Source organism: Burkholderia sp. AU19243 (assembly GCF_018148075.1).
Lineage (GTDB): Bacteria > Pseudomonadota > Gammaproteobacteria > Burkholderiales > Burkholderiaceae > Burkholderia > Burkholderia latens_A.
Genome location: NZ_JAGSTV010000001.1, coordinates 236,334 through 261,767 on the forward strand (window position 1 = coordinate 236,334; position 25,434 = coordinate 261,767).

Annotated in this window: 22 protein-coding genes and 1 other RNA gene; 15 read left to right on the plus strand and 8 right to left on the minus strand. The window is 65.9% G+C overall.

The features are described from left to right. Nucleotides 1-10 precede the first annotated feature (10 nt). Nucleotides 11-1,666: an FAD-dependent monooxygenase gene (locus KDW55_RS01135; protein ID WP_212197800.1), complete on the plus strand. Its 1,656-nt coding sequence runs from the start codon at nucleotides 11-13 to the stop codon at nucleotides 1,664-1,666. Nucleotides 1,667-1,673: 7 nt separating this feature from the next. Here the strand turns inward: KDW55_RS01135 and KDW55_RS01140 are convergent, their stop codons facing one another. Genes KDW55_RS01140 through KDW55_RS01155 form a run of 4 tightly spaced genes read right to left on the minus strand, consistent with a single transcriptional unit; the run spans nucleotide 1,674 to nucleotide 6,976 of the window. After that, nucleotides 1,674-1,925 carry a formate dehydrogenase subunit delta gene (locus KDW55_RS01140; protein WP_059543838.1) on the minus strand — a complete coding sequence of 84 codons (252 nt, stop codon included), beginning with the start codon at nucleotides 1,923-1,925 and terminating at the stop codon, nucleotides 1,674-1,676. A 7-nt stretch (nucleotides 1,926-1,932) separates the two neighbouring features. Further along, a complete protein-coding gene (gene fdhF, locus KDW55_RS01145; RefSeq protein ID WP_040143682.1) occupies nucleotides 1,933-4,884 on the minus strand; it encodes a formate dehydrogenase subunit alpha in 2,952 nt (983 codons plus the stop codon). Nucleotides 4,885-4,901: 17 nt separating this feature from the next. Continuing rightward, nucleotides 4,902-6,479 carry a formate dehydrogenase beta subunit gene (locus KDW55_RS01150; RefSeq protein ID WP_212159833.1) on the minus strand — a complete coding sequence of 526 codons (1,578 nt, stop codon included), beginning with the start codon at nucleotides 6,477-6,479 and terminating at the stop codon, nucleotides 4,902-4,904. Continuing rightward, nucleotides 6,476-6,976 (minus strand): NAD(P)H-dependent oxidoreductase subunit E, encoded by a 501-nt coding sequence (locus KDW55_RS01155; protein WP_069241107.1) that lies wholly within the window; start codon nucleotides 6,974-6,976, stop codon nucleotides 6,476-6,478. Before KDW55_RS01155 ends, KDW55_RS01150 begins: the two co-directional genes overlap by 4 nt. A 131-nt stretch (nucleotides 6,977-7,107) precedes the next feature. Between KDW55_RS01155 and KDW55_RS01160 the strand changes: the two genes are divergently transcribed. From KDW55_RS01160 to KDW55_RS01170, 3 genes are all read left to right on the plus strand, one after another. Then, nucleotides 7,108-8,214 carry a substrate-binding domain-containing protein gene (locus tag KDW55_RS01160; protein WP_212159834.1) on the plus strand — a complete coding sequence of 369 codons (1,107 nt, stop codon included), beginning with the start codon at nucleotides 7,108-7,110 and terminating at the stop codon, nucleotides 8,212-8,214. 101 nt (nucleotides 8,215-8,315) lie between these two features. Further along, nucleotides 8,316-8,585 carry a hypothetical protein gene (locus tag KDW55_RS01165; RefSeq protein ID WP_040143686.1) on the plus strand — a complete coding sequence of 90 codons (270 nt, stop codon included), beginning with the start codon at nucleotides 8,316-8,318 and terminating at the stop codon, nucleotides 8,583-8,585. 298 nt (nucleotides 8,586-8,883) lie between these two features. Further along, nucleotides 8,884-9,234 (plus strand): DUF4148 domain-containing protein, encoded by a 351-nt coding sequence (locus KDW55_RS01170; protein WP_040143687.1) that lies wholly within the window; start codon nucleotides 8,884-8,886, stop codon nucleotides 9,232-9,234. A gap of 271 nt (nucleotides 9,235-9,505) precedes the next feature. On the opposite strand, the gene ssrA is transcribed toward KDW55_RS01170, so the two are convergent. The 4 genes from ssrA to ompA all read right to left on the minus strand — a co-directional run bounded on the left by ssrA (nucleotide 9,506) and on the right by ompA (nucleotide 12,142). Continuing rightward, nucleotides 9,506-9,875, minus strand: a transfer-messenger RNA (tmRNA) gene (gene ssrA / locus KDW55_RS01175). 17 nt (nucleotides 9,876-9,892) lie between these two features. Continuing rightward, nucleotides 9,893-10,609, minus strand: coding sequence for a phosphoglycolate phosphatase (gene gph / locus KDW55_RS01180; protein ID WP_059543831.1), 717 nt, complete (start codon nucleotides 10,607-10,609; stop codon nucleotides 9,893-9,895). Between the two features lie 13 nt (nucleotides 10,610-10,622). Continuing rightward, complete coding sequence (gene ubiG / locus KDW55_RS01185) at nucleotides 10,623-11,321, minus strand: bifunctional 2-polyprenyl-6-hydroxyphenol methylase/3-demethylubiquinol 3-O-methyltransferase UbiG (RefSeq protein ID WP_040143689.1); 699 nt, start codon at nucleotides 11,319-11,321, stop codon at nucleotides 10,623-10,625. A 152-nt stretch (nucleotides 11,322-11,473) separates the two neighbouring features. Beyond that, complete coding sequence (ompA, locus tag KDW55_RS01190) at nucleotides 11,474-12,142, minus strand: outer membrane protein OmpA (RefSeq protein ID WP_006400736.1); 669 nt, start codon at nucleotides 12,140-12,142, stop codon at nucleotides 11,474-11,476. Nucleotides 12,143-12,677: 535 nt separating this feature from the next. On the opposite strand from ompA, the gene gyrA reads away from it, so the two are divergent. The 11 genes from gyrA (at nucleotide 12,678) to lapB (ending at nucleotide 25,384) form a co-directional block, all read left to right on the plus strand. Then, nucleotides 12,678-15,281, plus strand: a complete 2,604-nt coding sequence (gene gyrA / locus KDW55_RS01195; RefSeq protein ID WP_040143690.1) for a DNA gyrase subunit A — start codon at nucleotides 12,678-12,680, stop codon at nucleotides 15,279-15,281. An 82-nt stretch (nucleotides 15,282-15,363) separates the two neighbouring features. Then, nucleotides 15,364-15,963 (plus strand): DUF2059 domain-containing protein, encoded by a 600-nt coding sequence (locus KDW55_RS01200; protein ID WP_040144902.1) that lies wholly within the window; start codon nucleotides 15,364-15,366, stop codon nucleotides 15,961-15,963. Nucleotides 15,964-16,125: 162 nt separating this feature from the next. Beyond that, complete coding sequence (gene serC / locus KDW55_RS01205) at nucleotides 16,126-17,208, plus strand: 3-phosphoserine/phosphohydroxythreonine transaminase (RefSeq protein ID WP_040143691.1); 1,083 nt, start codon at nucleotides 16,126-16,128, stop codon at nucleotides 17,206-17,208. A gap of 33 nt (nucleotides 17,209-17,241) precedes the next feature. Continuing rightward, nucleotides 17,242-18,324 carry a prephenate dehydratase gene (gene pheA, locus KDW55_RS01210; protein ID WP_040143692.1) on the plus strand — a complete coding sequence of 361 codons (1,083 nt, stop codon included), beginning with the start codon at nucleotides 17,242-17,244 and terminating at the stop codon, nucleotides 18,322-18,324. Between the two features lie 185 nt (nucleotides 18,325-18,509). Next, a complete protein-coding gene (locus KDW55_RS01215; protein WP_040143693.1) occupies nucleotides 18,510-19,436 on the plus strand; it encodes a prephenate dehydrogenase/arogenate dehydrogenase family protein in 927 nt (308 codons plus the stop codon). 14 nt (nucleotides 19,437-19,450) lie between these two features. Continuing rightward, complete coding sequence (gene aroA, locus KDW55_RS01220; RefSeq protein WP_040143694.1) at nucleotides 19,451-20,755, plus strand: 3-phosphoshikimate 1-carboxyvinyltransferase; 1,305 nt, start codon at nucleotides 19,451-19,453, stop codon at nucleotides 20,753-20,755. A gap of 14 nt (nucleotides 20,756-20,769) precedes the next feature. Beyond that, complete coding sequence (cmk, locus tag KDW55_RS01225; protein WP_040143695.1) at nucleotides 20,770-21,456, plus strand: (d)CMP kinase; 687 nt, start codon at nucleotides 20,770-20,772, stop codon at nucleotides 21,454-21,456. Nucleotides 21,457-21,578: 122 nt separating this feature from the next. Further along, on the plus strand, nucleotides 21,579-23,309 hold the full coding sequence (gene rpsA, locus KDW55_RS01230; protein ID WP_315854891.1) for a 30S ribosomal protein S1: 1,731 nt from the start codon (nucleotides 21,579-21,581) through the stop codon (nucleotides 23,307-23,309). Between the two features lie 22 nt (nucleotides 23,310-23,331). Further along, nucleotides 23,332-23,655, plus strand: a complete 324-nt coding sequence (locus KDW55_RS01235) for an integration host factor subunit beta (RefSeq protein ID WP_006750752.1) — start codon at nucleotides 23,332-23,334, stop codon at nucleotides 23,653-23,655. 209 nt (nucleotides 23,656-23,864) lie between these two features. Further along, on the plus strand, nucleotides 23,865-24,158 hold the full coding sequence (locus KDW55_RS01240) for a LapA family protein (protein ID WP_040143696.1): 294 nt from the start codon (nucleotides 23,865-23,867) through the stop codon (nucleotides 24,156-24,158). 53 nt (nucleotides 24,159-24,211) lie between these two features. Beyond that, entirely contained in the window at nucleotides 24,212-25,384 is a 1,173-nt protein-coding gene (gene lapB, locus KDW55_RS01245; RefSeq protein WP_212159835.1) for a lipopolysaccharide assembly protein LapB, read from the plus strand. The last annotated feature ends 50 nt before the right edge of the window (nucleotides 25,385-25,434 follow it).

A 25,434-nucleotide genomic window follows, 5' to 3' on the forward strand; every position in this document is an offset into this window, starting at 1 on the left:
CGAGGTGCTCATGGCTGACACATTGCTCGATATCCCGCCCGTGCTGATCGTCGGCGCCGGTCCGACCGGTCTTGCTGCCGCGATGAGTCTCGCGCGGGCCCGCGTGCCGGTGCGCATCGTCGACCGGCTCGCCACGCCGGCGCCGTATTCACGCGCGATCGGCATCCAGGCGCGCACGCTCGAACTGCTCGAACAGCATCGCGCGGTCGAACCGTTTCTCGAACTCGGCCATCGCGTGCACGAGGCGGCGCTGCATTCCGACGGCCGCGTGATCGCGCGGCTCGATTTCGATCCGTTGCAAACGCGTTATCCCTACCTGCTGTTGCTCGATCAGAGCGTCACCGAGCGATTGCTGACCGAACATCTGGCCGGCCTCAGCGTGACGATCGAGCGCGGTGTCACGCTGGTCGCGTGCGACGCCGGCGGCCCGTCGCTCGACGTGACGCTGCGCGGTGCCGACGGCCGCGACGAACGCTGCGCGCCGTCGTACCTGGTCGCGGCCGACGGCGCACACAGTACGGTGCGGCATCTGCTCGGCGTGGGCTTCGCGGGCCGCGCGTTGGAACAAACGTTTCTGCTTGCCGATTTCGAGGCCTTGCCGCCCTGGCCCGACGAGGAAATCCATCTGTTTACGACACCCGACGGCATCGCCGGGCTGTTCCCGATGGGGAGCGGACGCTACCGGCTCGTTGCCGACCGGCCGCCCGGCGGCGCACCGGCACCCGATGCACCGCCGCCATCGCTCGACGAATGCGACGCGCTGGTGCGCGCCCGCATGGGCGCATCGATTGCGCCGAGCGATCTCGCGTGGTCGTCGTATTTCCATCTGAACAGCCGGATGGTCGACCGGCTGCGCTACGGGCGCGTGTTTTTCGCCGGCGACGCCGCGCATATCCACAGTCCGGCCGGCGCGCAGGGCATGAACACGGGAATCCAGGAGGCGCTCAATCTCGGCTGGAAGCTCGCGCGCGTGCTCGGTGCGGGAACGTCCGAGCGGCTGCTCGACACGTATCATGCGGAGCGCCACCCGATCGAGCGCGACGTGTTGCGGCAGACGAGTGTCGTCACGCAGTTCGTCGAAGCGGACCACGGCGCGGTCAAGCTGCTGCGCGATCACGTGGTGCCGCTGCTGTCGTCGCTCGGCCCGGTGCGCGACGCGGTGCGGCGCACGTTCAGCGAGCTCGGCGTGCAGTACCGGAAAAGCCCGCTCACGCTCGAGCGCGTGCTTGACGGTGGCCCGCGCGCCGGCGAGCGCGCGCCCGACGCGCTGGTACGCGTCGTCGACGGGCCGCTCGGCCCGGCGCCGGGAACCGCAAGGCTATACGATCTGCACGACCCGGCGAGCTTCACGCTGCTGTTGCTGGAGGAGCCGGCGGGCGCCGATGGCGGCGACGCCGCTGACGTGCCGCCGATGTCCGCGGATGCGCAGGCGCTCGTCCAAGGCGTGGAGCGGATCATGCCGGGCGCCGTGCGGACATGGCGCGTCTGCGATGCGGAAGGCAACGGCGCGGAAGGATTGGCGCTCGCGTATGGCCGCTCGAGACCATCGTTCTACCTGCTGCGGCCGGACGGCTACATCGCGGCGCGCGGCCGCACCGCCACAGACGCGAACGCGCTGCTGCGCCATTGCGAAAACTGGTTCGCGGGCATGCCGCTGCCCGCGTAGCGAGCCTTCAGGCCGGGGCCGCGGCCGGCACGAGCGACGCCCGATGCGCGGCGATCGCGTCGCGCAAGATCGGCGTCGCGCGTTGTCCGGCTTCGCTCGACGGATCGTCGAGCGCGGCGAGAAGCGCGCGGCGCATCCGCGGCTCCCAGAAGCGCCGGATATGCTCGGCGATCCCGGTCAGCGCTTCGTCGCGATCGGGCATCGATTCGAAGAAAGCGCCGATCTGGTTCGCCATGTCGATCAGGTGTCCGTGGTCCATTGCTTCCTCACTTGCCCGTGGTCACGGCGGCCGGCGCGGCGGCGCGACGCTCGAGCAGGTCGAGTTGCTCCGAGTTGAAGCGCGCATACGCACGTTGCCAGTCGGACGGCTGCGCAACCGGCAGCACCTGCACGGCCGTGACCTTGTATTCGGGGCAATTGGTCGCCCAGTCGGAACTGTCCGTCGTGATCACGTTCGCGCCCGATTCCGGGAAATGGAACGTCGTGTACACGACACCGGGCTGCATGCGGTCGGACACGAGCGCGCGCAACACCGTCTGGCCGGCCCGCGATTCGATGCCGACCCAGTCGCCGGTGCGGATCCCGCGATCCTCGGCGTCGTGCGGATGGATCTCGAGGCGGTCCTCTTCGTGCCACTGCACGTTTTCGGTCCGGCGTGTCTGCGCGCCGACGTTGTATTGCGACAGGATGCGGCCCGTGGTCAGGATCAGCGGATAGCGCTGCGTGACCTTCTCGGGCGTCGGGATGAATTGCGTGATCACGAACCGGCCTTTGCCGCGCACGAACGCGTCGATGTGCATCGTCGGCGTGCCGTCCGGCGCCTGCGCGTTGCACGGCCACTGGATGCTGCCGAGCGCGTCCAGCTTCTCGTACGATACGCCCGCAAAGGTCGGCGTGAGCCGCGCGATCTCGTCCATGATTTCGGACGGATGCGAGTAGTGCATGTCGTAGCCGAGCGCCTGCGACAGCAGCAGCGTCACTTCCCAGTCCGCGTAGCCCGCGACCGGCGGCATTACCTTTCGCACGCGGGAGATCCGGCGCTCAGCGTTCGTGAACGTGCCGTCCTTCTCGAGGAACGTCGAGCCCGGCAGCAGCACGTGTGCGTATTTGGCCGTCTCGTTCAGGAAGATGTCCTGCACGACGATGCATTCCATTGCCGACAGCGCGGCCGCCACGTGCTGCGTGTTCGGATCCGACTGGACGATGTCCTCGCCCTGGCAGTAGAGCCCTTTGAAGCTGCCATCGAGTGCCGCGTCGAACATGTTCGGGATGCGCAGGCCAGGTTCCGGCTGCAACGTCGCCGACCATGCCTGCTCGAACTGCGCGCGTACGGTTGCGTCGCCGATGTGCCGGTAGCCGGGCAGCTCGTGCGGGAATGAGCCCATGTCGCACGAGCCCTGCACGTTGTTCTGGCCGCGCAGCGGATTGACGCCGACGCCTTCGCGGCCGATGTTGCCGGTCGCCATCGCCAGGTTCGCGATGCCCATCACCGTCGTCGAGCCCTGTGCGTGTTCCGTCACGCCGAGGCCGTAGTAGATCGCGGCGTTGCCGCCCGTCGCGTAGAGGCGCGCCGCTTCCCGCACCTGTTCGGCCGGCACGCCGGTCACGTCGGCGGTCGCCTCCGGCGAGTTCTCGGCGCGCGACACGAATTCGCGCCATTGCTCGAACGCGCGCGTTTCGCAGCGCTCGGCGACGAACGCGTCGGCGACGAGCCCTTCGGTGACGATCACGTGCGCGAGCGCATTGACCATCGCGACGTTGGTGCCGGGACGCAATTGCAGGTGATGGGTGGCCTTCACGTGCGGGCCGTCGACGACGTCGATGCGGCGCGGATCGATCACGATCAGCTTCGCGCCTTCCCGGATGCGCCGCTTCAGGCGCGAGCCGAACACCGGGTGCCCGTCGGTCGGGTTCGCGCCCATCACGATGATCACGTCGGCCTGGCTGACCGACGCGAAGGTCTGCGTGCCGGCCGATTCGCCGAGTGTCGTCTTCAGTCCGTAGCCGGTCGGCGAATGGCACACGCGTGCGCAGGTGTCGACGTTGTTGTTGCCGAACGCGGCGCGTACGAGCTTTTGCACGAGGTAGGTTTCCTCGTTCGTGCAGCGCGACGACGTGATGCCGCCGATCGAATCGCGGCCGTACTTCTGCTGCAGCTTGCGGAACTGCGTCGCCGCATAGGTGAGCGCCTCTTCCCAGCTCACTTCGCGCCACGGATCGGTGATCTTCTCGCGAATCATCGGCTTCGTGATGCGGTCCTTGTGCGTCGCATAGCCCCACGCGAAGCGCCCCTTCACGCACGCGTGGCCTTCGTTCGCGAGGCCGTTCTTGTGCGGCGTCATCCGCACGACCTGCGTGCCCTTCATTTCGGCCTTGAACGAACAGCCGACGCCGCAGTACGCGCAGGTCGTGACGACCGAATGTTCGGCCTGGCCGAGCTGGACGACCGTCTTTTCCTGCAACGTGGCGGTCGGGCATGCGGCGACGCAGGCGCCGCACGACACGCATTCGGATGCCATGAACGATTCGCTTTCGCTCGCGGCGACGCGCGATTCGAAACCGCGCGCAGCGATCGTCAGCGCGAACGTTCCCTGCGTTTCCTCGCATGCGCGCACGCAGCGGTTGCAGACGATGCACTTCGACGGATCGTACGTGAAGTAGGGGTTCGATTCGTCCTTCCGGTCGCGCAGGTGATTCGCACCGTCGAAGCCGTAGCGGACCTCGCGCAGTCCGACGACCCCCGCCATGTCCTGCAGCTCGCAGTCGCCGTTGGCCGGGCAGGTCAGGCAGTCGAGCGGGTGGTCGGAGATGTACAACTCCATCACGTTGCGGCGCAGCGACTGCAGCCGGTCCGATTGCGTGCGCACCTTCATCCCGGTTTCTACGGGTGTCGTGCACGACGCCGGATAGCCGCGCCGGCCCTCGATTTCCACGAGGCACAGACGGCACGAACCGAACGGTTCGAGCGAGTCGGTCGCGCACAGCTTCGGCACGTTGACGCCGGCCTCGATCGCGGCGCGCATCACCGACGTGCCGGCCGGCACCGTCACCGGCTGGCCGTCGATTTCGAGCGTGACGTCGGTATCGGCGTGCCGCAGGGGCGTGCCGTAGTCGGTATCGTCGAACGGATCGCGCACGCGCGCCTGGGCGGCGCTCTTGCAAGCGCATTGGCCCGAGCCGCAGCCGCCTTGGCGGACGTTGTTCGTGTCGAGGGACATGCAGGGCTCCTTCTGGGTCAGGCCGCAGCCTTGACCGGACCCGACGCGGCTTGCTTGCCGGCGGCGAGCCCGAAATCTTCGGGGAAATGGTCGAGCGCGGACAGCACCGGGTACGGCGTCATCCCGCCCATCGCGCACAGCGAGCCGGCGAGCATCGTGTCGCACAGATCGCGCAGCAGCGTGATCTGCCGCTCCGACGTATCGCCTTCGCGAATGCGTGTGATCGTCTCGACGCCGCGCGTGGAGCCGATGCGGCACGGCGTGCACTTGCCGCACGATTCGATCGCGCAAAACTTCATTGCGTATTCGGCGAGTTCGGCGAGGTTCGACGTGTCGTCGTGCAGCACGATGCCGCCGTGGCCGACCACCGCGCCGATGGCCGCGTATGCCTCGTAATCGAGCGGCACGTCCCACTGGTGCTCGGGCAGATAGGTGCCGAGCGGGCCGCCAACCTGGGCCGCGCGTGCGGGCCGGCCGCTGGCCGTGCCGCCGCCGAAGTCGAACAGCAGCTCGCGCAGCGTGACGCCGAACGCGAGTTCGACGAGACCGCCGTGGCGAATGTTGCCCGCGAGCTGGAACGGCAGCGTGCCGCGCGAGCGGCCCATCCCGTAGTCGCGATAGAACGCGGCACCGCGCGCGAAGATGATCGGCGCGGTCGCGAGCGTGATCACGTTGTTGATGACCGTCGGCTGCCCGAACAGGCCGGCCAGCGCGGGCAGCGGCGGCTTCGCGCGCACGACGCCGCGTTTGCCTTCGAGCGATTCGAGCAGTGCCGTTTCCTCGCCGCACACGTACGAGCCGGCGCCTTTCGCGACCTGCAGGTCGAACGCATGCGCGGAGCCGAGCACGTGCTCGCCGAGCCAGCCGGCGTCGCGCGCGCGCTCGATTGCGGTTTCGAGCGCCGCGATCGCATGCGGATATTCGCTGCGCACGTAGATGTAGCCGAGCGTCGCGCCCGTTGCGATGCCGGCGATGATCATCCCTTCGATCAGGCAGTACGGGTCGCTTTCCATGATCAGGCGATCGGAGAACGTGCCCGAGTCGCCTTCGTCGGCGTTGCAGACGATGTACTTCTGCGTCGCGCTGGCCTGGCGGACCGTGCGCCATTTGATGCCGGCCGGGAAGGCCGCGCCCCCGCGCCCGCGCAGCCCCGATTCGATCAGCGTCTCGCACGCGGCGTCGCCGTCGAGCGCGAGGGCGTTCTTCAGGCCCGCGAGGCCGTCGTGCTTCAGGTAGTCGTCGATCGACAGCGGGTCGGTCAGGCCGATCCGCGCGAACGTCAGGCGCTGCTGGCGCGCGAGATACGGCAGCGCATCGACGAGGCCGACGCCGCTCGGATGTGCACCGCCGTCCAGCCAATTCGCGTCGAAGAGGGCGGGCACGTCGGCGGCCGACAGGTTCGCATAGCCGACTCGGCCGGCGGCCGTGCCGACCTCGACGAGCGGTTCGAGCCACAGCAGGCCGCGCGAGCCGTTGCGCACGAGTTCGACGGCGACGCCGCGCCGCTCGGCTTCCGCGACGATCGCGGCGGCGAGGGCATCGGCGCCGAGCGCCAGCGCGGACGAATCGCGCGGAACGTAGATGCGGGTCGTCATGCGGCCTCCGGCGTGTGGGCGGCGGCTCGCGCGAGGAGCGCGTCGAACTTTTCCGGCGTGACCTTCGCGTGCAGTACGCCATTGATCGTCATCGACGGCGATTGCGCGCACAGCCCGAGGCAGTAGACGGACTCGAGCGCGACGTCGCCCGACGCGTGCGTGTCGGCACCGTTGCCGTGCGACGCGTCGAACCGGCAACCGGTGCGCGCTTCCGCATGGGCGGCGAGCGTCTCGCAGCCCATGCTGCGGCACGCCTCGGCGCGGCACATCTGGATCGTCACGCGCGCGGGCGGCGCGGTGCGGAAGTGGTGATAGTAGGTGAGCACGCCGTGCACTTCCGCGCGCGACAGGTTCAACGCCTTCGCGAGCGGCGCGACGCAGCCCGCCGGCACGTAGCCCGCGTCGTCCTGGATCGCGTGCAGGACCGCGAGCAGCGAGCGGCCGGCGCGCGCATGGCGCTCGACGAGCGCGTCGGGCGCAGAGGAATTCGGGGACATCGGTTATGCTCCTCCAAAGTCTCATATGCGCTATGAGTTCATATAGTGCGCAACGAGGCTTCGTTCTGATTGATTTTGGTCAACGATAAGCGGAAGATTTCGCAGTCGCAATAGGAAATCGGAGCACATAATTGATTCGAATCGAATGCGACGCGTATCTGACCGTACGCGACACCGAAGGGCGCGCGGCCAGCCTGTCGGACGTGGCGCCGTTGCTGGAACTCGTGGCCGATACGGGCAGCATCGCGCAAGCCGCGCAGGCGAAGGGACTGTCATATCGGCATGCGTGGGGCATGCTGCGCGCGCTGGAGGCGTGCGTCGGCGGCGCGTTGATCGACACCGCGCGCGGCAAGGGTTCGACACTGTCCGAATTGGGCCAGGCGATCGTGGACGCGCAGCGTCTCGCGCGCAGCCGGCTCGACGAGAACCTGCGCGCGCTCGCGGCCGAGGTGTCGAGCGACCTGAATCGGCGGCTTGCGCAGCGCGACGGCGCCGTGCGAATCCACGCGTCGCACGGCTATGCGGTCGCGACGCTCGTTTCCGCGCTCGTCGAGGCACAGGCTGCGGTCGACATCAAGTATCGCGAGAGTGTCGAAGCCGTGCAGGCGCTCGTGCGCGGCGAATGCGAACTGGCAGGTTTCCACCTGCCGCGCGGCGCGTTCCGCGAGCAGTGCGCGCAGATCTACCGGCCGTGGCTCGACGACGCGCGCCACGTGCTGATTCATCTGACGCGTCGCCAACAGGGGCTGTTCGTGCCCCGCGGCAACCCGAAGCAGGTTCGCGGGCTCGCCGATCTCGCGCGGAACGACATCCGCTTCGTCAACCGGCAGCCGGGCTCGGGCACGCGAATGCTGCTCGATCTGGCGTTGCGCGCGATCGGCATCGACCCGGAGCGAATCGACGGTTATGCGTCCGCGGAGCTCACGCACTCCGCGATTGCAGCGTTCGTCGCGAGCGGGATGGCTGATCTGGGCTTTGGCGTCGAGCCGGCCGCCCGCCACTTCGGGCTCGATTTCATCCCGGTCGTCGACGAGGATTATTACTTTGCGTGCGAACGCGCGCGGATCGATTCCCGACCGCTCGCCGGCGTGCTGGAATTGTTGCGCGACGCACGCTTCATCGAACGCGTCGCGCATCTCGACGGCTACGATCCGGCCGCGTGCGGGACGCTGACCGGCATCGCGGCAGTGCTGGCCGGCAGCGGCGCGACCGGGGCGCCGGACGTCAACACCCGGTAACGCGAGCAAGTGCGAACTGCACTGCAGCAGCGGGGGATTTGCGCTACGCTTGCCGCTTGATCAACGTTCCAACAAGCACGCCGTTCAGGCGTCATCCCGCCATGAAACTTTCCGTTCCCTTCTCCGCGGCCGCGTTGACTGCGGGGCTTCTGATCGCTGCGTCGCCGTTCGCGTCGGCGCAGAACTCGCCGGGCGTGCCCGGCGGGATCCTGAGCGACCAGTTTCGCCTGAACGAGCATCCGCAGATGCCGTTCGCGGCGTCGGCGCCGTCGCAGAAATTCCAGAGCGGCAAGAAATCGGCGCTACGGCGCAAGGGCGATATGGGCGACCCTAACGGCTGCAACCTGAAGTGCCCGATGGACGCCCAGTAACAGCACGCGTCGTCGCGCGCGACAGTCGCCGGCGAGGGCATGACCGATAATCCGGCGCGCCCGTGCGATATTGCCGAGCCCCCCGAAGCTTGCCGCTTCGCGGGGCTCGTGTTTTATAGGCGGTGCGTTCGGCGTGGCGAGGACGCGGCAAACGTGAGTATAGGGTTAACCCTTGATTGAGGAAGAATGTCTTCCAGAAACCTGCCTTATTCTTAAGCACTCACCTACATAAACTTCGGTTTGTCAGCGATGAACGGGTGTTCACCGCGAAATCAGACAAATCTGGAGGTAGGTCATCATGAAGTCGCTCGTTCAAGCCGTTGTCGTTGCTGCCGCTCTCGTCGCACCGGTCGTGTCGTTCGCGCAGCCGTCGGCACTCACTCGCGCGCAGGTTCGCGCCGAACTCGTCCAGTTGCAACAGGCGGGCTACAACACCGCCCGCGGCGAAGATCCGCACTATCCGGAAGCGATCCAGGCAGCCACCGCACGCGTCGCAGAGCAGCAGCGCGCAGCGTTCGCACAAGCGCAGGCCGCCGACGCCAGCGGCTACGGCGCGCAGGCGCAGGGCGCATCGGCGTCGGGCTCCCGTGCGATCGGCGTGCGTCCCGCCAGCGCAGAAGAAATGAAGTCGCTGTATCGCGGCAGCTAAGCCGTCAATGATCCGCTGGTGCCGCGGGCCCGAGCCGACGATGCGTCGTGCCACGGCCGCGGTTGCCGGGGCGGGTGTCGTTCAGTGCGCGGAATCGCAGCGCGGGCGACGCCGACCATCCGTCACCTCCTGCCGCTGGAATACCGGCGGCATTCCGCCTGGCCCGTCCGGGGCTGGGCGCTTTCGCGGCGGGGGGGGCACGTGCGGTTCGCCGACAACAAAAACCCCGCAGACTCGCGTCGTGCGGGGTTCGTGCGTCAAGCGCGGAATTTGGTGGAGGCGGCGGGAATCGAACCCGCGTCCAGAAGCGCTCCACGACTAGTTCTACATGTTTAGTTCAGTCATTTGATTTAACCGTAGCGACGCGGACGAACACGCTGCACTACGGCGATTCGCTAGGTTTTCGACCCTGGCGTCGCGACGCCGACAGGGCTTAACTGACGTAAATGACCTCTGGCGGTATTGCTACCGGTCTTGCGACACTAGCCCGTCAGTGAACTAGGCAGAGGACGGCGGCCCTTAGGCTGCCAGTGCGAACGTATCGTCGTTTGCAGTTACGATTTTCCCATTGATTAACGAGGTGACGGGTCCTCGACATGCCCTAGCCGCTTCACAACCCCTGTCGAAACCAGGTCGCCCCCGCGGATAAGATCGACCATTATAGCCCAACATCGCGCAACAGTTCGCGCAGTTCCTGCGTCGAGCCGACGAGATGCTGTGCCTGCCAGTCGCCCGGTGCGGCGCCGTCGCCGCAGTAGCCGTACGCGGCGGCGACGGTCGCCATCCCGGCGGCGCTGCCGGCTTGGATGTCGCGCAGATCGTCGCCGACATAGACGATCCGTTGGGGCGCGAGCGTCATCTGCGCGGCCGCATGCAGCAGCGGTGCCGGATGCGGCTTCGAGTGCGGCGTTGTGTCGCCCCCGACGATACAGGCAGCGCGCGCCGACAGGCCGAGCAGTTCGACAAGCGGCGCGGTGAGCCGCATCGCCTTGTTCGTGACGATGCCCCAGCGCACGCCGCGCGCCTCGAGTTCGCCGAGCACGTCGTCGATGCCCGGGAACAACGTCGTGTGCACGCAGATGTCGGTCGCGTAGTTGATCAGGAACTCGTCGCGCATCGCATCGTAGCCGGGCGATTGCGGATCGATGCCGAACGCGCCGCCGAGCAGGCCGCGCGCGCCGGCCGACGCGAGCGGCCGGAGCACGTCGAGCGGCGTTTCGGGCAGGCCGCGCACGCGCTGCATCTTGTTGACGGCGGCCGCAAGATCGGGCGCCGTGTCGGCGAGCGTACCGTCGAGGTCGAACAGCACTGCATCGCAGTTCACCAGGCGCGGCTCGTCGAATGCGGCCCGCGCGGTCGAAAGGGGAGTCGTCATGCCGGTCGGAAGGTCACGCGCCGCGGCGGCACGCGACGAGATAGTTGATGTCGGTGTCGTTCGACAGCGCGAAGCGCTTGCCGATCGGGTGATACGTGATGCCCTTGATCTCGACGATGTGCAGATCGGTCCCACGCACGAAGCTCGCGAGTTCCGACGGACGGATGAAGCGCGCGTAGTCGTGCGTGCCTTTCGGCAGCATCTGCGCGATGTACTCGGCGCCGATCACGGCGAACAGGTAGGACTTCAGGTTGCGGTTCAGCGTCGAGAAGAACACCCAGCCGCCCGGTTTCACGAGCGTCGCGCACGCGGCCACGACGCCGGCCGGCGACGGCACGTGCTCGAGCATCTCCATGCACGTGACGACATCGTATGCGCCAGGCTCGCGTTCGGCGATCGCTTCTGCCGCGATCGCCTCGTAGTCGACGGTGATGCCGCTTTCAAGGCTGTGCAGATCGGCCACGCCGAGCGCCTCGGTCGACAGGTCGATGCCTTTTACCTGCGCGCCGAGGCCGGCCATCGATTCGGACAGGATGCCGCCGCCGCAGCCGACGTCGAGTGCGCGCTTGCCGGCGAGATGCGCATGCGAGTCGATCCAGCCGAGCCGGACCGGATTCAGGTCGTGCAGCGGTTTGAATTCGGCATTCGGATCCCACCACCGATGGGCGAGGTCGCTGAATTTCTGGAGTTCGTGCGGGTCGGCGTTGGTCATGTCGGCAAACGGGCTACGGAAGGAGGGCGGTGCATCGGTACGTCAGCCCCGAGTATATAAGCGGGCGGACGACGAGGCCAGCGAGCGCCCGGACGGGCGTCAAAGAAAAAGCCCCGCCGGAGCGGGGCTTTGAAGCAGTCGAAAACCGCGGCTTACTGCGCCGGAACGGTCGTCTTCTGCACTTCTTGCGTACCGACCACTTCCACTTCCACGCGGCGATCCGGTGCGAGGCAGGCGATCAGTTGCTTGCGGTTCTTCTGGTTGCAGCCGGTCGTGACCGGGTTGCGCTTGCCCTTGCCTTCCGTGTAGATCTTGTTGGCCGGGACACCCTTGCTGACCAGGTACGACTTGACTGCTTGCGCACGGCGCAGCGACAGACGGTCGTTGTACTTGTCCGAACCGATGCGGTCCGTGTAGCCCGTTGCGACGACCACTTCCGTGTTCATGCCCTGGATCTTCGAAGCCAGTTCGTCGAGCTTCTGCTTGCCCAGCGGCTTGAGGGTTGCCTTGTCGAAGTCGAACAGCGCGTCAGCCTGATACGTGATCTTCTGGCTGGTGATGGCCGGAGCGACCGGAGCGACCGGCGGCTGCGGTGCTTGGGCGACCAGTGCGCCATCGCACTTCGCGTTGGCGGTGGCCGGCGTCCAGAACGCATCGCGCCAGCAGAGCTCGTTCGTGCCGTTCATCCAAACCCATTCGCCCGTGCCGTTCACCCAGTTGTCATTGACGGCTTGACGCGACGCCGGCACCGACTGTGCCGAAGCGGATGCAGCCATAACTGCGGTAGCTGCAATGAACGCGAGCTTTGAAAGTTTATTCATATTTCTCCTCTCGAAATTGAGATTACCGCAGGTTTACTGCGAGCCTGTTGACGGTGACAAGTCATACATTGCTCGAAGTATAACATTGGTGCGGCACAAAAAACGCGGCACCGCTCTGTGTAGACTTCGAGCAGCGTCTAACTTTCAGTGCGTTGGCATTTTGCCATATCGTTCCCTTCCTACGAAAAAAAATCCTCCCCACCCCAAGATCGCTTCAACTTTGTGGTGCATGCGCAACACCGGCCTGCCGCAACTTTAAGAAATTGTCAAGAGTGTGTCCGCGAAATTGCGGAGGGCGCCTTGAATGTTTGCTTGCGCGCGCAAAAACGGTTGGCGCGGATGCCGGCGCCATTTAACGGGGTGGGACCGCGATCGTTCGGACGCCATCGCGGCGGCCACGGTTTTTGCTGTTTACATATAGAGGGGGCGGCGAATTGGCTGCGGATGGGCGCATGTTAGAATCTCGCGTTGCGTTGCGCATGCAGCGCCCACGCGAAAGGCGTTCGCCGTCTTCGCTCCGAAACGATACGGATACATGGATCAATTCGCCAAAGAGACCCTGCCCACCTCCCTCGAGGAGGAAATGCGCCGTTCGTATCTCGATTACGCGATGAGCGTGATCGTCGGACGTGCCCTTCCGGATGTCCGCGATGGCCTGAAGCCCGTGCACCGGCGCGTACTGTTCGCGATGCACGAACTGAACAACGACTGGAACCGCGCGTACAAGAAATCGGCGCGTATCGTCGGTGACGTGATCGGTAAGTATCACCCGCACGGCGATACCGCGGTGTACGACACGATCGTGCGGATGGCGCAGGACTTCTCCCTGCGCTACATGCTGATCGACGGGCAGGGCAACTTCGGCTCGATCGACGGCGACAATGCCGCGGCGATGCGTTACACCGAAATTCGCATGGCGAAAATCGGTCACGAACTGCTCGCCGACATCGACAAGGAAACGGTCGACTTCGAGCCGAACTACGACGGCAACGAAACGCAGCCGTCGGTCCTGCCGTCGCGCATCCCGAACCTGCTGATCAACGGTTCGTCGGGCATCGCGGTCGGCATGGCGACCAACATCCCGCCGCATAACCTGAATGAAGTCGTCGACGCATGCCAGCACCTGCTGAGCAATCCGGAAGCGACGATCGACGAGCTGATCGAAATCATCCCGGCGCCCGACTTCCCGACGGCCGGGATCATCTATGGCGTCGCCGGCGTGCGCGACGGCTACCGCACGGGGCGCGGCCGCGTCGTCATGCGCGCCGCCACGCACTTCGAGGAGATCGATCGCGGCCAGCGGATGGCGATCATCGTCGACGAGCTGCCGTACCAGGTGAACAAACGCTCGCTGCTCGAGCGCATCGCCGAACTCGTGAACGAGAAGAAGCTCGAAGGCATCTCCGACATTCGCGACGAGTCCGACAAGAGCGGCATGCGCGTCGTGATCGAGCTGAAGCGCGGCGAAGTGCCCGAGGTCGTGCTGAACAACCTGTACAAGGCGACGCAGTTGCAGGACACGTTCGGCATGAACATGGTTGCGCTCGTCGACGGCCAGCCGAAGCTGCTGAACCTGAAGGAAATCCTGCAGTGCTTCCTGTCGCACCGGCGCGAAGTGCTGACGCGCCGCACGATCTACGAACTGCGCAAGGCACGCGAACGCGGCCACGTGCTCGAAGGTCTCGCGGTCGCGCTCGCGAACATCGACGAGTTCATCGCGATCATCAAGGCCGCGCCGACGCCGCCGATCGCGAAGCAGGAACTGATGGCGAAGCCGTGGGATTCGTCGCTCGTGCGCGAGATGCTGACGCGGGCGGAAACCGACAATGCCGCCGCGGGCGGCCGCTCCGCTTACCGTCCGGAAGGCTTGAATCCGGCATTCGGGATGCAGGGTGACGGGCTGTACAAGCTGTCCGACACGCAGGCCCAGGAAATCCTGCAGATGCGTCTGCAGCGCCTGACCGGCCTCGAGCAGGACAAGATCATCGGCGAGTACCGCGAGGTGATGGCGCAGATCGCCGACCTGCTCGACATCCTCGCCCGCCCGGAGCGGATCACGACGATGATCGGCGAAGAGCTGACGACGGTGAAGGCCGAGTTCGGCGATGCGCGCCGCTCGAAGATCGAGCTGAACGCGACCGAGCTGAATACCGAAGACTTGATCACGCCGCAGGACATGGTCGTCACGATGTCGCATGCGGGCTACGTGAAGTCGCAGCCGCTGTCCGAGTATCGCGCGCAGAAGCGCGGCGGCCGCGGCAAGCAGGCGACGCAGATGAAGGAAGACGACTGGATCGAGACGCTGTTCATCGCGAACACGCACGATTACATTCTGTGCTTCTCGAACCGCGGCCGCGTGTACTGGGTCAAGGTGTATGAAGTGCCGCAGGGCTCGCGCAACTCGCGTGGCCGTCCGATCGTCAACATGTTCCCGCTGCAGGACGGCGAGAAGATCAACGTCGTGCTGCCGGTGAAGGAGTTCTCGGCCGACAAGTTCGTGTTCATGGCGACGTCGCTCGGCACCGTGAAGAAGACGCCGCTCGAGGCATTCAGCCGTCCGATGAAGAAGGGCATCATCGCGGTCGGCCTCGACGACGGCGACTACCTGATCGGCGCGTCGATCACCGATGGCGCGCACGACGTGATGCTGTTCTCCGACGCCGGCAAGGCCGTGCGCTTCGACGAGAACGACGTGCGCCCAATGGGCCGGGAAGCGCGCGGCGTGCGCGGCATGCAGCTGGAGGACGGTCAGCAGGTCATCGCGCTGCTGGTCGCGGGCAGCGAGGAGCAAACCGTGCTCACCGCGACCGAGAACGGCTACGGCAAGCGCACGCCGATCACCGAGTACACGCGCCACGGCCGCGGCACGAAGGGCATGATTGCGATTCAGACGTCCGAGCGCAACGGCAAGGTGGTGGCCGCGACGCTCGTCGACGCCGAGGATCAGATCATGCTGATCACGACAGCGGGCGTGCTGATTCGTACGCGCGTGTCCGAGATTCGCGAGATGGGCCGCGCGACGCAAGGTGTTACACTCATTAGTCTCGATGAGGGTACCAAGCTCTCCGGCCTGCAGCAGATCGCGGAAGCCGAAGAGGGCGACGGCGACGCCGACGAGGCGTCGGACGGCGAAGCCTGAGAACGGATGAGACTCGAGCCGCCGCGCGCGTAAAGCGCCGCGGTCGGCGAGCAACCATTCATATTTCCAAGAGGGAGTGATGATGCAAAAGCAATTCAAGCAACTGGTTCTGCTGGCTGCACTGGTGCCGACGTTCGCGATGGCGCAAGCGCTGTCGAATTCCGCACCGGCCGCAACCGCAGCAGCTGCGCCGATCGACGCCGACAAGAAGGCGGCGATCAAGGATCTGCTCGACGCGATCGACGCGCCGAAGCTCGTGTCGGCTATCGGCAACAGCGCCGAGATGCAGGCAAAGCAGCTCGTGCCGGCAATCCTGTCGGACGCGCTGTCGGAAAACAAGACGCTGAACGACAAGCAGAAGCAGGCTGCCGTGCCGACGCTGCAGAAGAACGCTGTGCCGAAGCTGGTCGACGGTGCGGGCAAGGTGTTCGGCACGCAGCAGTTCCAGAACGACGCGATGTCGGCTCAGTACGACGCGTACGCGAAGTACTACAGCACGTCGGAGATCAAGGATCTGACGACGTTCTACAAGAGCCCGACGGGCCGCAAGTTCATCCAGGTCCAGGATCAAGTCGGCCGCGACGTGGTCAACGGCCTGATGCAGAAGTACATGCCGCAAGCGATTCAGGCAACCCGCGCGCAGGCTGACAAGGAAGTCGCGGCAGTCAAGCCGGGCAAGTAAGCCGTCCGGGCACGCCGCCCGGCCGTTCGGCCGGGTTTGGCGGGAGCCTGATGACAGTGCGATAATGGCCGTTTGCGCGCGAGCGCAAGCGGCCATTCCTTTTCTGGCGCGGTTCTTTCTGCCGGCGGCAAGCCGGTCGCGTCCCTCCCGAGGTTTTTCACGATGCGCGTCTTTAACTTCTCCGCCGGCCCGGCGGCGCTCCCCGAGGAAGTGCTGCGGCAGGCCGCAGACGAAATGCTCGACTGGCACGGCAGCGGCATGAGCGTGATGGAGATGAGCCATCGCGGCAAGGAATTCATGTCGATCCACGAGGCGGCGCTGGCCGACCTGCGCGAGCTGCTCGACGTGCCGGCCAGCCACCGGATTCTGTTCCTGCAGGGCGGGGGCATCGCCGAGAACGCGATCGTGCCGATGAACCTGCTCGGCACGCGCAAGACCGCCGACTTCGTCGTGACGGGTTCGTGGTCGCAGAAGTCGTTCAACGAAGCGAAGCGGTACGGTACGCCGCATCTGGCCGCGTCCGGCAAGACGGCCGACGGCTTCACGCGCGCGCCGGCCCGCGACGAATGGCAACTGTCGGACGATCCGGCCTACGTGCACCTGTGCACGAACGAGACGATCGACGGCGTCGAGACGTTCGAGATTCCCGATCTCGGCGACGTGCCGCTCGTCGCGGACGTGTCGTCGCATATCCTGTCGCGCCCGATGGACGTCGCAAAGTACGGCGTGCTGTTCGGCGGCGCGCAGAAAAACATAGGGATGGCAGGCGTGACGGTCGTGATCGTCCGCGAGGATCTGCTCGATCGCGCGCTGTCGATCTGTCCGTCCGCATTCGAATGGAAAACCGTCGCCGAGAACAACTCGCTGTACAACACGCCGCCCACATATGCGATCTACATCGCCGGCCTCGTGTTCCAGTGGCTGAAGCGGCAGGGCGGCCTCGCCGCGATCGAGGCGCGCAATATCGAGAAAGCGAAGCTGCTCTACGACACGATCGATGCGAGCAGCTTCTATCTGAACAAGGTCGAGCCGGCGGTGCGTTCGCGCATGAACGTGCCGTTTTTCCTGGCCGACGAAACGCGCAATGAAGACTTCCTTGCCGGCGCAAAGGCGCGCGGGCTGCTGCAGCTGAAGGGCCACAAGTCCGTCGGCGGCATGCGGGCGTCGATCTACAACGCGGTGCCGCTCGAGGGCGTGCAAGCGCTCGTCGAGTACATGAAGGACTTCGAGCAGCGCGGCGCCTGACGGCGGCGCTGTTCAAACAGCACGGCAAAACGCATGGACGACGAACTGAATTCCCGCCTGAAACCGCTGCGCGACCGCATCGATGCGATCGACGCGCAACTGATTGCGCTCCTCAACCAGCGCGCCGCGGTGGCGCTCGAGGTGGGCGAGGTCAAGAAGCATTTCAACGCGCCGGTGTTCCGGCCGGAGCGCGAGCTGCAGGTGATCGCGCGCCTGCAGGACATGAGCGCGGGGCCGCTCGCGGGCGAGCACATCAGCGCGATCTGGCGCGAGATCATGGCCGCGAGCCGGGCGCTCGAGCAGACGATCCACGTCGCATTCCTCGGGCCGGTCGGCACGTACAGCGAACAGGCGATGTTCGAGTATTTCGGCCAGTCGATCGAAGGGCTGCCGTGTCCGTCGATCGACGAGGTGTTCCGCTCGGTCGAGGCTGGCGCGTGCGCGTTCGGCATCGCGCCGGTCGAGAATTCGACCGAAGGCGCGGTGTCGCGCACGCTCGATCTGCTGCTGCAGACGCAGTTGCTGATCAGCGGCGAACTCGCACTACCGATCCATCACAACCTGCTCACGCAGAGCGGCACGCTCGACGGCGTCACGCGCGTATGCGCGCATGCGCAGGCGCTCGCGCAATGCCAGCAGTGGCTCGCCGCGAACGCGCCGCAACTCGAGAGGCAGGCGGTCGCGAGCAATGCGGAGGCCGCGCGCCTCGCGGCGGCGGATCCGGGCGTGGCGGCGATTGCCGGCGATCGCGCGGCCGCGCACTACGGGCTGCAGATCGCGTTCTCGCTGATCCAGGACGATCCGCACAATCGCACGCGTTTCGTCATCGTCGGCAAGCAGCCGGCGGGGCAAAGCGGTCACGACCAGACGTCGCTGATCGTGTCGGTGAAGAACGAGCCGGGCGCCGTGTTCAAGCTGCTCGAGCCGCTCGCGCGGCACGGCGTGTCGATGACGCGCTTCGAGTCGCGTCCGGCGCGGGTCGGCACGTGGGAGTATTACTTCTACATCGACATCGAAGGGCACCGGGACGAGCCGGCCGTGGCCGCCGCGCTCGCGGAGCTTGGCCAGAAGGCCGCGTTCCTGAAGATACTCGGATCGTATCCGCGCGCGCGCTGACGCGCGGCGGCCCGTCGCGTGCCGTGCGAACGCGGCGGCGCAGCGGGCAGGGCAGGCCTGGCGGCACTGCCGAAGGCGGGTTCGGGCGGTAGCCGGCGCGTGGAGCGCCGGGTGCGCGCCTGTTGCCCGGAATCTGGACTTCCGTGCGCGGGGCATCGTTCCGCGTGCGTCACTTGGCTCATGTCGTGTCAGGCTTTGCATTCAACAAACTGGTCATCTTCGGCGTCGGCCTGATCGGCGGATCGCTGGCGCGCGCGCTGCGCGAGCGTGAGCCGGGCGGCGCGGGTGAAGTCGTCGGCGTCGGCCGTTCGCGGGCGTCGGTCGAGCGTGCGCTCGCGCTCGGCGTGATCGATCGCGCGGCGTCGCTCGACGACGATGCGCAACTGCGCGACGCGCTGGCCGGCGCCGACCTCGTACTGTTGGCCGCGCCCGTCGCACAGACGCACCCGCTGCTCGCACGCATCGCTCCGTCGCTCGACGCCGCGACGATTGTCACCGACGCGGGCAGCACCAAGTCCGACGTCGTCGCGGCCGCGCGCGAGGCGCTCGGCGCACGGATCGCGCAGTTCGTGCCGGGGCATCCGATCGCCGGACGAGAGTCGAGCGGCGTCGAAGCCGCGCTGCCGGATCTGTACGTCGGCCGTAACGTCGTGTTGTGTCCGCTGCCGGAGAACGCACCCGAAACGGTCGAGCGGATCGACGCGATGTGGCGGGCAACCGGCGCCGACGTGCGCACGATGAGCACGGCGCAGCACGACCGCGTATTCGCGTCGATCAGCCATCTGCCGCACGTGCTGTCGTTCGCGCTCGTCGAGCAGATTCTCGGCGAGGCGGATGCCGAGCTGAAATTCTCGTACGCGGCGGGCGGCTTCCGCGACTTCACGCGCATTGCTGCGTCGAGCCCGGAAATGTGGCGCGACGTGTGCGTTGCGAACCGCGCGGCGCTGCTCGACGAACTCGACGGCTACACGCGCGTGCTCGCACGGCTGCGTGCGGCGATCGACGCGGGCGACGGCGCGGCGCTCGAAACCGTGTTCACGCGCTCGCGCGCGGCACGCAAGGCATGGCAGGAGCGCGGCGCGCAGCCCGCTGCCGAGCCGGTCAAGAAATAACAGGACGATTCCCCATGGACTATCTCGATCTCGGCCCGTATTCCAGCGCATCGGGCACCGTGCGCCTGCCTGGCTCGAAGAGCATCTCGAACCGCGTGCTGCTGCTCGCCGCGCTTGCCGAAGGCGACACCACGATCACGAACCTGCTCGATTCCGACGACACGCGCGTGATGCTCGACGCGCTCGGCAAGCTCGGCGTGAAACTCGCGCGCGACGGCGACACCTGTGTCGTCACCGGCACGCGCGGCGCGTTTACCGCGAAGACGGCCGACCTGTTCCTCGGCAACGCGGGCACCGCCGTGCGCCCGCTGACGGCCGCGCTCGCCGTGAACGGTGGCGACTATCGCGTGCACGGCGTGCCGCGCATGCACGAGCGGCCGATCGGCGACCTCGTCGACGGCCTGCGGCAGATCGGCGCGCAAATCGACTACGAGCAGAACGAAGGCTTCCCGCCGCTGCGGATCAAGCCCGCGGCGATTGCGGTCGATGCGCCGATCCGCGTGCGCGGCGACGTGTCGAGCCAGTTCCTCACCGCGCTATTGATGACGCTGCCGCTCGTGAAGGCGAAGGACGGAAAGATCGTCGTCGAAGTCGACGGCGAGTTGATCTCGAAGCCGTACATCGACATCACGATCCGGCTGATGGAGCGCTTCGGCGTGACCGTCGAGCGCGACGGCTGGCAGCGCTTCGTCGTGCCGGCCGGTGTCCGTTACCGTTCGCCGGGCCGCATCATGGTCGAAGGCGATGCGTCGTCGGCGTCGTACTTCCTCGCGGCCGGCGCGCTCGGCGGCGGCCCGCTGCGCGTCGAGGGCGTGGGACGCGCGAGCATTCAGGGTGACGTGGGCTTCGCGAACGCGCTGATGCAAATGGGCGCGAACGTGACGATGGGCGACGACTGGATCGAAGTGCGCGGCATCGGCCACGACCACGGCAAGCTCGAGCCGATCGACATGGACTTCAACCTGATTCCCGATGCCGCGATGACGATCGCGGTTGCGGCGCTGTTCGCGAGCGGCACGAGCACGCTGCGCAACATCGCGAGCTGGCGCGTGAAGGAAACCGACCGTATCGCCGCGATGGCGACCGAGCTGCGCAAGGTCGGTGCGATCGTCGAGGAAGGCTCCGACTATCTGGTCGTCACGCCGCCGCAGCGGCTCACGCCGAACGCTGCGATCGACACGTACGACGATCACCGGATGGCGATGTGCTTCTCGCTCGTCAGCCTGGGCGGCGTGCCCGTGCGGATCAACGACCCGAAGTGCGTCGGCAAGACGTTCCCCGACTATTTCGACCGCTTCGCCGCGCTCGCCAAAGCCTGACCCGACCGTACCCGATGAAATCGACACGACCCTTTCACCCGACCCCCGTTATCACGATCGACGGCCCGACCGCCTCCGGCAAGGGCACTGTCGCCGCGCTCGTCGCCGCGCACCTCGGCTTCCACCTGCTCGACAGCGGGGCGCTGTACCGGCTCGCCGCGCTTGCAAGCGTGCGCTACGGCATCGCAGCGGAGGACATCGACGCGCTCGTGAAGCTGATCGACGATCTTCACATCACGTTTCGCGAGGGCTGCGCGCAGCTCGACGGGGTCGACGTGTCGAACGACATTCGTGCGGAAGCGGTCGGCAACCGCGCGTCGGCGATTGCCGTGCACGGGCCGGTGCGCGCCGCGCTGGTCGCGCGCCAGCGGGCGTTTCGCAAGACGCCGGGCCTCGTCGCGGACGGGCGCGACATGGGCACCGTAATCTTCCCGGATGCCGTGCTGAAGGTGTTCCTCACGGCCAGCGCGGAGGCGCGCGCGGCCAGACGGCATAAGCAATTGATGCAAAAAGGTTTTTCTGCTAATATAGATGACTTGCTCCGGGATTTGCGCGAACGGGACGCGCGCGATAGCAATCGCGCGGCCGCGCCGCTGAAGCCCGCGGCAGATGCCAAGCTGCTCGATACGTCGGCGCTGTCGGTCGATGAAGCCGTCGACCAGGTGCTGCAGTGGTACCGGGCGCTCGGCCAGCCAGCCTGACAAGGCGGGCGTCAGTAGGTGCTCCGCGCGTAAGTGCGGAGCGTGTTTCGAACCCTTAACCCCGTGTGGCTTCGATCTGGCCCTTTCAGCCTGCCATTCCGGCCGGCGTGGCACAGCGAACCATGCACAATCAGATTTTTATGTCCGACCTGCAAACCTCCACCCCGAATACCGAATCCTTTGCGGCTCTGTTCGAAGAGTCGCTGACCCGCCAAGACATGCGCGCCGGCGAAGTGATCTCCGCCGAAGTCGTGCGCGTCGACCACAACTTCGTGGTCGTCAATGCAGGCCTGAAGTCCGAGGCTTACATTCCGATCGAGGAATTCCTGAACGATCAGGGCGAGGTTGAGGTGCAGGCGGGCGATTTCGTGTCCGTCGCGATCGACGCACTCGAAAACGGCTACGGCGACACGATCCTGTCGCGCGACAAGGCAAAGCGCCTTGCATCGTGGCTGTCGCTGGAAAAGGCCCTCGACAACAACGAACTCGTCACCGGCACGATCACCGGCAAGGTGAAGGGCGGCATGACCGTGATGGTCAACGGCATCCGCGCGTTCCTGCCGGGTTCGCTGGTCGACACGCGTCCGGTCAAGGACACGACCCCGTACGAAGGCAAGACGCTCGAGTTCCGCGTGATCAAGCTCGATCGCAAGCGTAACAACGTCGTGCTGTCGCGTCGTGCAGTGATCGAGGCAACGCAAGGCGAAGAGCGCGCGAAGCTGCTCGAGACGCTGAAGGAAGGCGCGATCGTCAACGGCGTGGTCAAGAACATCACCGACTACGGCGCGTTCGTCGACCTCGGCGGCATCGACGGCCTGCTGCACATCACCGACATCGCATGGCGCCGTGTGCGTCACCCGAGCGAAGTCCTGTCGGTTGGCCAGGAAGTCACCGCGAAGATCCTCAAGTTCGACCAAGAGAAGAACCGCGTCTCGCTCGGCATCAAGCAACTGGGCGACGATCCGTGGGAAGGCATCTCGCGCCGTTACCCGTCGGGCACGCGCCTGTTCGGCAAGGTCACGAACATCACCGACTACGGCGCATTCGTCGAAGTGGAATCGGGCATCGAAGGCCTCGTCCACGTGTCGGAAATGGACTGGACCAACAAGAACGTTGCACCGTCGAAGGTTGTGCAACTGGGCGACGAAGTCGAAGTCATGGTCCTCGAGATCGACGAAGACCGCCGTCGTATCAGCCTCGGCATGAAGCAGTGCAAGCCGAATCCGTGGGATGACTTCAGCCGCAACTTCAAGAAGGGCGACAAGATCACGGGCGCAATCAAGTCGATCACCGACTTCGGCGTGTTCATCGGTCTGCCGGGCGGCATCGACGGCCTGGTCCACCTGTCGGACCTGTCGTGGAGCGAAGCCGGCGAAGAAGCTGTTCGCAAGTACAAGAAGGGCGACGAAGTCGAAGCGATCGTGCTCGGCATCGACGTCGAGAAGGAGCGCATTTCGCTCGGCATCAAGCAGCTCGAAGGCGACCCGTTCAGCAACTACGTTGCAATGAACGACAAGGGCTCGATCGTCGACGGCGTGGTGAAGTCGGTCGATGCGAAGGGCGCTGTCATTACGCTGACGGGCGACGTCGAAGGCTACCTGCGTGCATCGGAAATCTCGCAGGATCGCGTCGAAGACGCACGCAACGTGCTCAAGGAAGGCGACAAGGTCAACGCGATGGTGATCAACATCGATCGCAAGTCGCGTGGCATCAACCTGTCGATCAAGGCAAAGGATTCGGCTGAACAACAGGAAGCGATCCGCGGCCTGCAGTCCGACTCCAGCGCTGCTGCGACCGGTACGACCAACCTCGGCGCGCTGCTGAAGGCGAAGCTCGACGGCCAGAACCAGTAAGCCTCACGAGGTCTGCTGAAGTATGACCAAATCCGAGTTGGTCGCGCAGCTGGCACTGCGATTTCCGCAACTTGTCCTCAAGGATGCGGATTTTGCAGTGAAAACGATGCTCGATGCGATGTCCGATGCTCTGTCCAAAGGTCATCGCATTGAAATTCGCGGTTTCGGCAGCTTCGGCCTCAACCGTCGCCCGGCGCGCGTCGGACGCAACCCGAAGTCCGGCGAGAAAGTGCAGGTGCCCGAGAAGTTCGTGCCGCACTTCAAGCCTGGCAAGGAATTGCGTGAACGCGTCGACGGCCGCGCCGGCGAGCCGCTGAAAGCTGACGATCCGGACGACGAGCGTTGAACGTCGTTCGGCATGCCCGGAATCACGCCGGCAAAGCTGAAGAAAAAAGCGCCCCCAGTGGGCGCTTTTTTCATTTTCGGCCGCTGCGTGGCCGCGCCTGGCCGCAGGATGTGCGGTGACGCGGAAACGCTTCCTTTACAATACGGGTCGATTCGGCGACGCGAAGGGGAGTCGCGCGCCACGGCAAACCTCAACAACGAGAGGGCTACATGAAGTTTATCGTCTGGCTGATCCGGGTATTGGTGTTCGTGCTGTTGCTGGTGCTCGCGCTGGCCAATACGCAAACCGCGACGCTGAATTTCGTTGCCGGCTATGCATGGCAAGCGCCGCTGATCCTGATCGGCCTCGCGTTCTTCGTCGTCGGGCTGCTTGCCGGCCTGTTGTCCGCGCTGCCGGCGATCTTCCGCCTGCGCGTCGAGAACGGGCGCCTGAAGCGCGATTTGCGCGCGGCCCGGGAAACTCCGGCCATCGTCGACCAGCCGCCGATGCCGCCCGTCATTTAACTCGGACGCCGCGCGATCTTCGCGCGGTTTTCGTCTCTGCATCGATATTTCGCATGGATCTGGATTTCTGGTGGCTGCTCGCGATTCCGGTGGCGTTCGCGCTCGGCTGGGCGGCGTCACGCTATGACCTGAAGAACCTCCTGTCGGAGAGTGCCAACCTGCCGCGATCGTATTTCCGCGGCCTGAATTTTCTGTTGAACGAACAGCCGGACAAGGCGATCGATGCGTTCATCGAAGTCGCGAAGCTCGACCCGGAGACGGTCGAACTGCACTTCGCGCTCGGCAACCTGTTTCGTCGTCGCGGCGAAACGGACCGCGCAATCCGTGTGCATCAGAACCTGCTGAGCCGCACGGACCTGCCCGTCAACGAGCGCGATCACGCGCTGTACGAGCTCGGCCAGGACTTCTTGAAGGCCGGCCTGCTCGATCGGGCAGAGGAGGCATTCCACCGGCTCGCCGACGGCGACTACGCGCTCGGAGCGCAGCGGGCGCTGCTGACGATCTACGAGATCGAGAAGGACTGGAACAAGTCGATCGATACGGCGAAGCGCATCGAGTCGATGAGCGACAAGCCGCTCGGCATCGAAATTGCGCAGTTCCACTGCGAACTCGCGCAGGACGCGTTGCAGCGCAAGAACGCTGCGGTCGCGGCCGACCAGCTGAAGCTCGCGCTCGCGGCGAACCCGCAGAACGTGCGGGCGACGATCCTGTCCGGCGACGCCGCGCAGGCCGCGGGCGATCATGCAGATGCAATCGAGCACTGGAAGCGCGTCGAAGCGCAGAATCCCGCATATCTGCCGCTCGTTGCCGACAAGCTGATGAAGGCCCACGTTGCGCTAGGCAAGCCGGTCGAGGGCGCCGAGCTGCTGATGGGCTATATCGATCGTTATCCGTCGAACGACCTGCTCGACATCGCATACCAGCACATCGCGGGGCTGCGCGGCCAGGACGCTGCACATACGCTTGCGCGCACGCAGATGGAGAAGTCGCCGAACCTGTCGGGCATGCTGCATCTGCTCGACGCGCAGATCGCGGCCGCCGACGAGCCGCGCCGTAAGGAGCTTGAAATGATGCGTGCGCTGATCAAGCAGCGCACCAAAAATCTGCCACGGTATACGTGCCAAAATTGCGGTTTCCGGGCACGGCTTTTCTACTGGCAGTGCCCCGGCTGCAGCGGCTGGGAAACCTATGCGCCGCGCCGCGTCGAACCTGCGATGCCGGGCTGATCCCGGCGCGCGGCAGCGACACGCGGCGTCGCCGCCGGGCCCGGCCTGGC

Bases quoted from the DNA above. Each gene is read 5' to 3' on its own strand.
- fdhF (WP_040143682.1), bottom strand. From the start codon at position 4,884: ATGTCCCTCGACACGAACAACGTCCGCCAAGGCGGCTGCGGCTCGGGC.
- serC (WP_040143691.1), top strand. From the start codon at position 16,126: ATGCGCGTCTTTAACTTCTCCGCCGGCCCGGCGGCGCTCCCCGAGGAA.
- KDW55_RS01140 (WP_059543838.1), bottom strand. From the start codon at position 1,925: ATGGACCACGGACACCTGATCGACATGGCGAACCAGATCGGCGCTTTC.
- ompA (WP_006400736.1), bottom strand. From the start codon at position 12,142: ATGAATAAACTTTCAAAGCTCGCGTTCATTGCAGCTACCGCAGTTATG.
- KDW55_RS01200 (WP_040144902.1), top strand. From the start codon at position 15,364: ATGCAAAAGCAATTCAAGCAACTGGTTCTGCTGGCTGCACTGGTGCCG.
- gph (WP_059543831.1), bottom strand. From the start codon at position 10,609: ATGACGACTCCCCTTTCGACCGCGCGGGCCGCATTCGACGAGCCGCGC.
- KDW55_RS01170 (WP_040143687.1), top strand. From the start codon at position 8,884: ATGAAGTCGCTCGTTCAAGCCGTTGTCGTTGCTGCCGCTCTCGTCGCA.
- KDW55_RS01235 (WP_006750752.1), top strand. From the start codon at position 23,332: ATGACCAAATCCGAGTTGGTCGCGCAGCTGGCACTGCGATTTCCGCAA.
- aroA (WP_040143694.1), top strand. From the start codon at position 19,451: ATGGACTATCTCGATCTCGGCCCGTATTCCAGCGCATCGGGCACCGTG.
- KDW55_RS01165 (WP_040143686.1), top strand. From the start codon at position 8,316: ATGAAACTTTCCGTTCCCTTCTCCGCGGCCGCGTTGACTGCGGGGCTT.
- KDW55_RS01150 (WP_212159833.1), bottom strand. From the start codon at position 6,479: ATGACGACCCGCATCTACGTTCCGCGCGATTCGTCCGCGCTGGCGCTC.
- pheA (WP_040143692.1), top strand. From the start codon at position 17,242: ATGGACGACGAACTGAATTCCCGCCTGAAACCGCTGCGCGACCGCATC.
- lapB (WP_212159835.1), top strand. From the start codon at position 24,212: ATGGATCTGGATTTCTGGTGGCTGCTCGCGATTCCGGTGGCGTTCGCG.
- rpsA (WP_315854891.1), top strand. From the start codon at position 21,579: ATGCACAATCAGATTTTTATGTCCGACCTGCAAACCTCCACCCCGAAT.
- KDW55_RS01240 (WP_040143696.1), top strand. From the start codon at position 23,865: ATGAAGTTTATCGTCTGGCTGATCCGGGTATTGGTGTTCGTGCTGTTG.
- cmk (WP_040143695.1), top strand. From the start codon at position 20,770: ATGAAATCGACACGACCCTTTCACCCGACCCCCGTTATCACGATCGAC.
- ubiG (WP_040143689.1), bottom strand. From the start codon at position 11,321: ATGACCAACGCCGACCCGCACGAACTCCAGAAATTCAGCGACCTCGCC.
- KDW55_RS01155 (WP_069241107.1), bottom strand. From the start codon at position 6,976: ATGTCCCCGAATTCCTCTGCGCCCGACGCGCTCGTCGAGCGCCATGCG.
- gyrA (WP_040143690.1), top strand. From the start codon at position 12,678: ATGGATCAATTCGCCAAAGAGACCCTGCCCACCTCCCTCGAGGAGGAA.
- KDW55_RS01135 (WP_212197800.1), top strand. From the start codon at position 11: ATGGCTGACACATTGCTCGATATCCCGCCCGTGCTGATCGTCGGCGCC.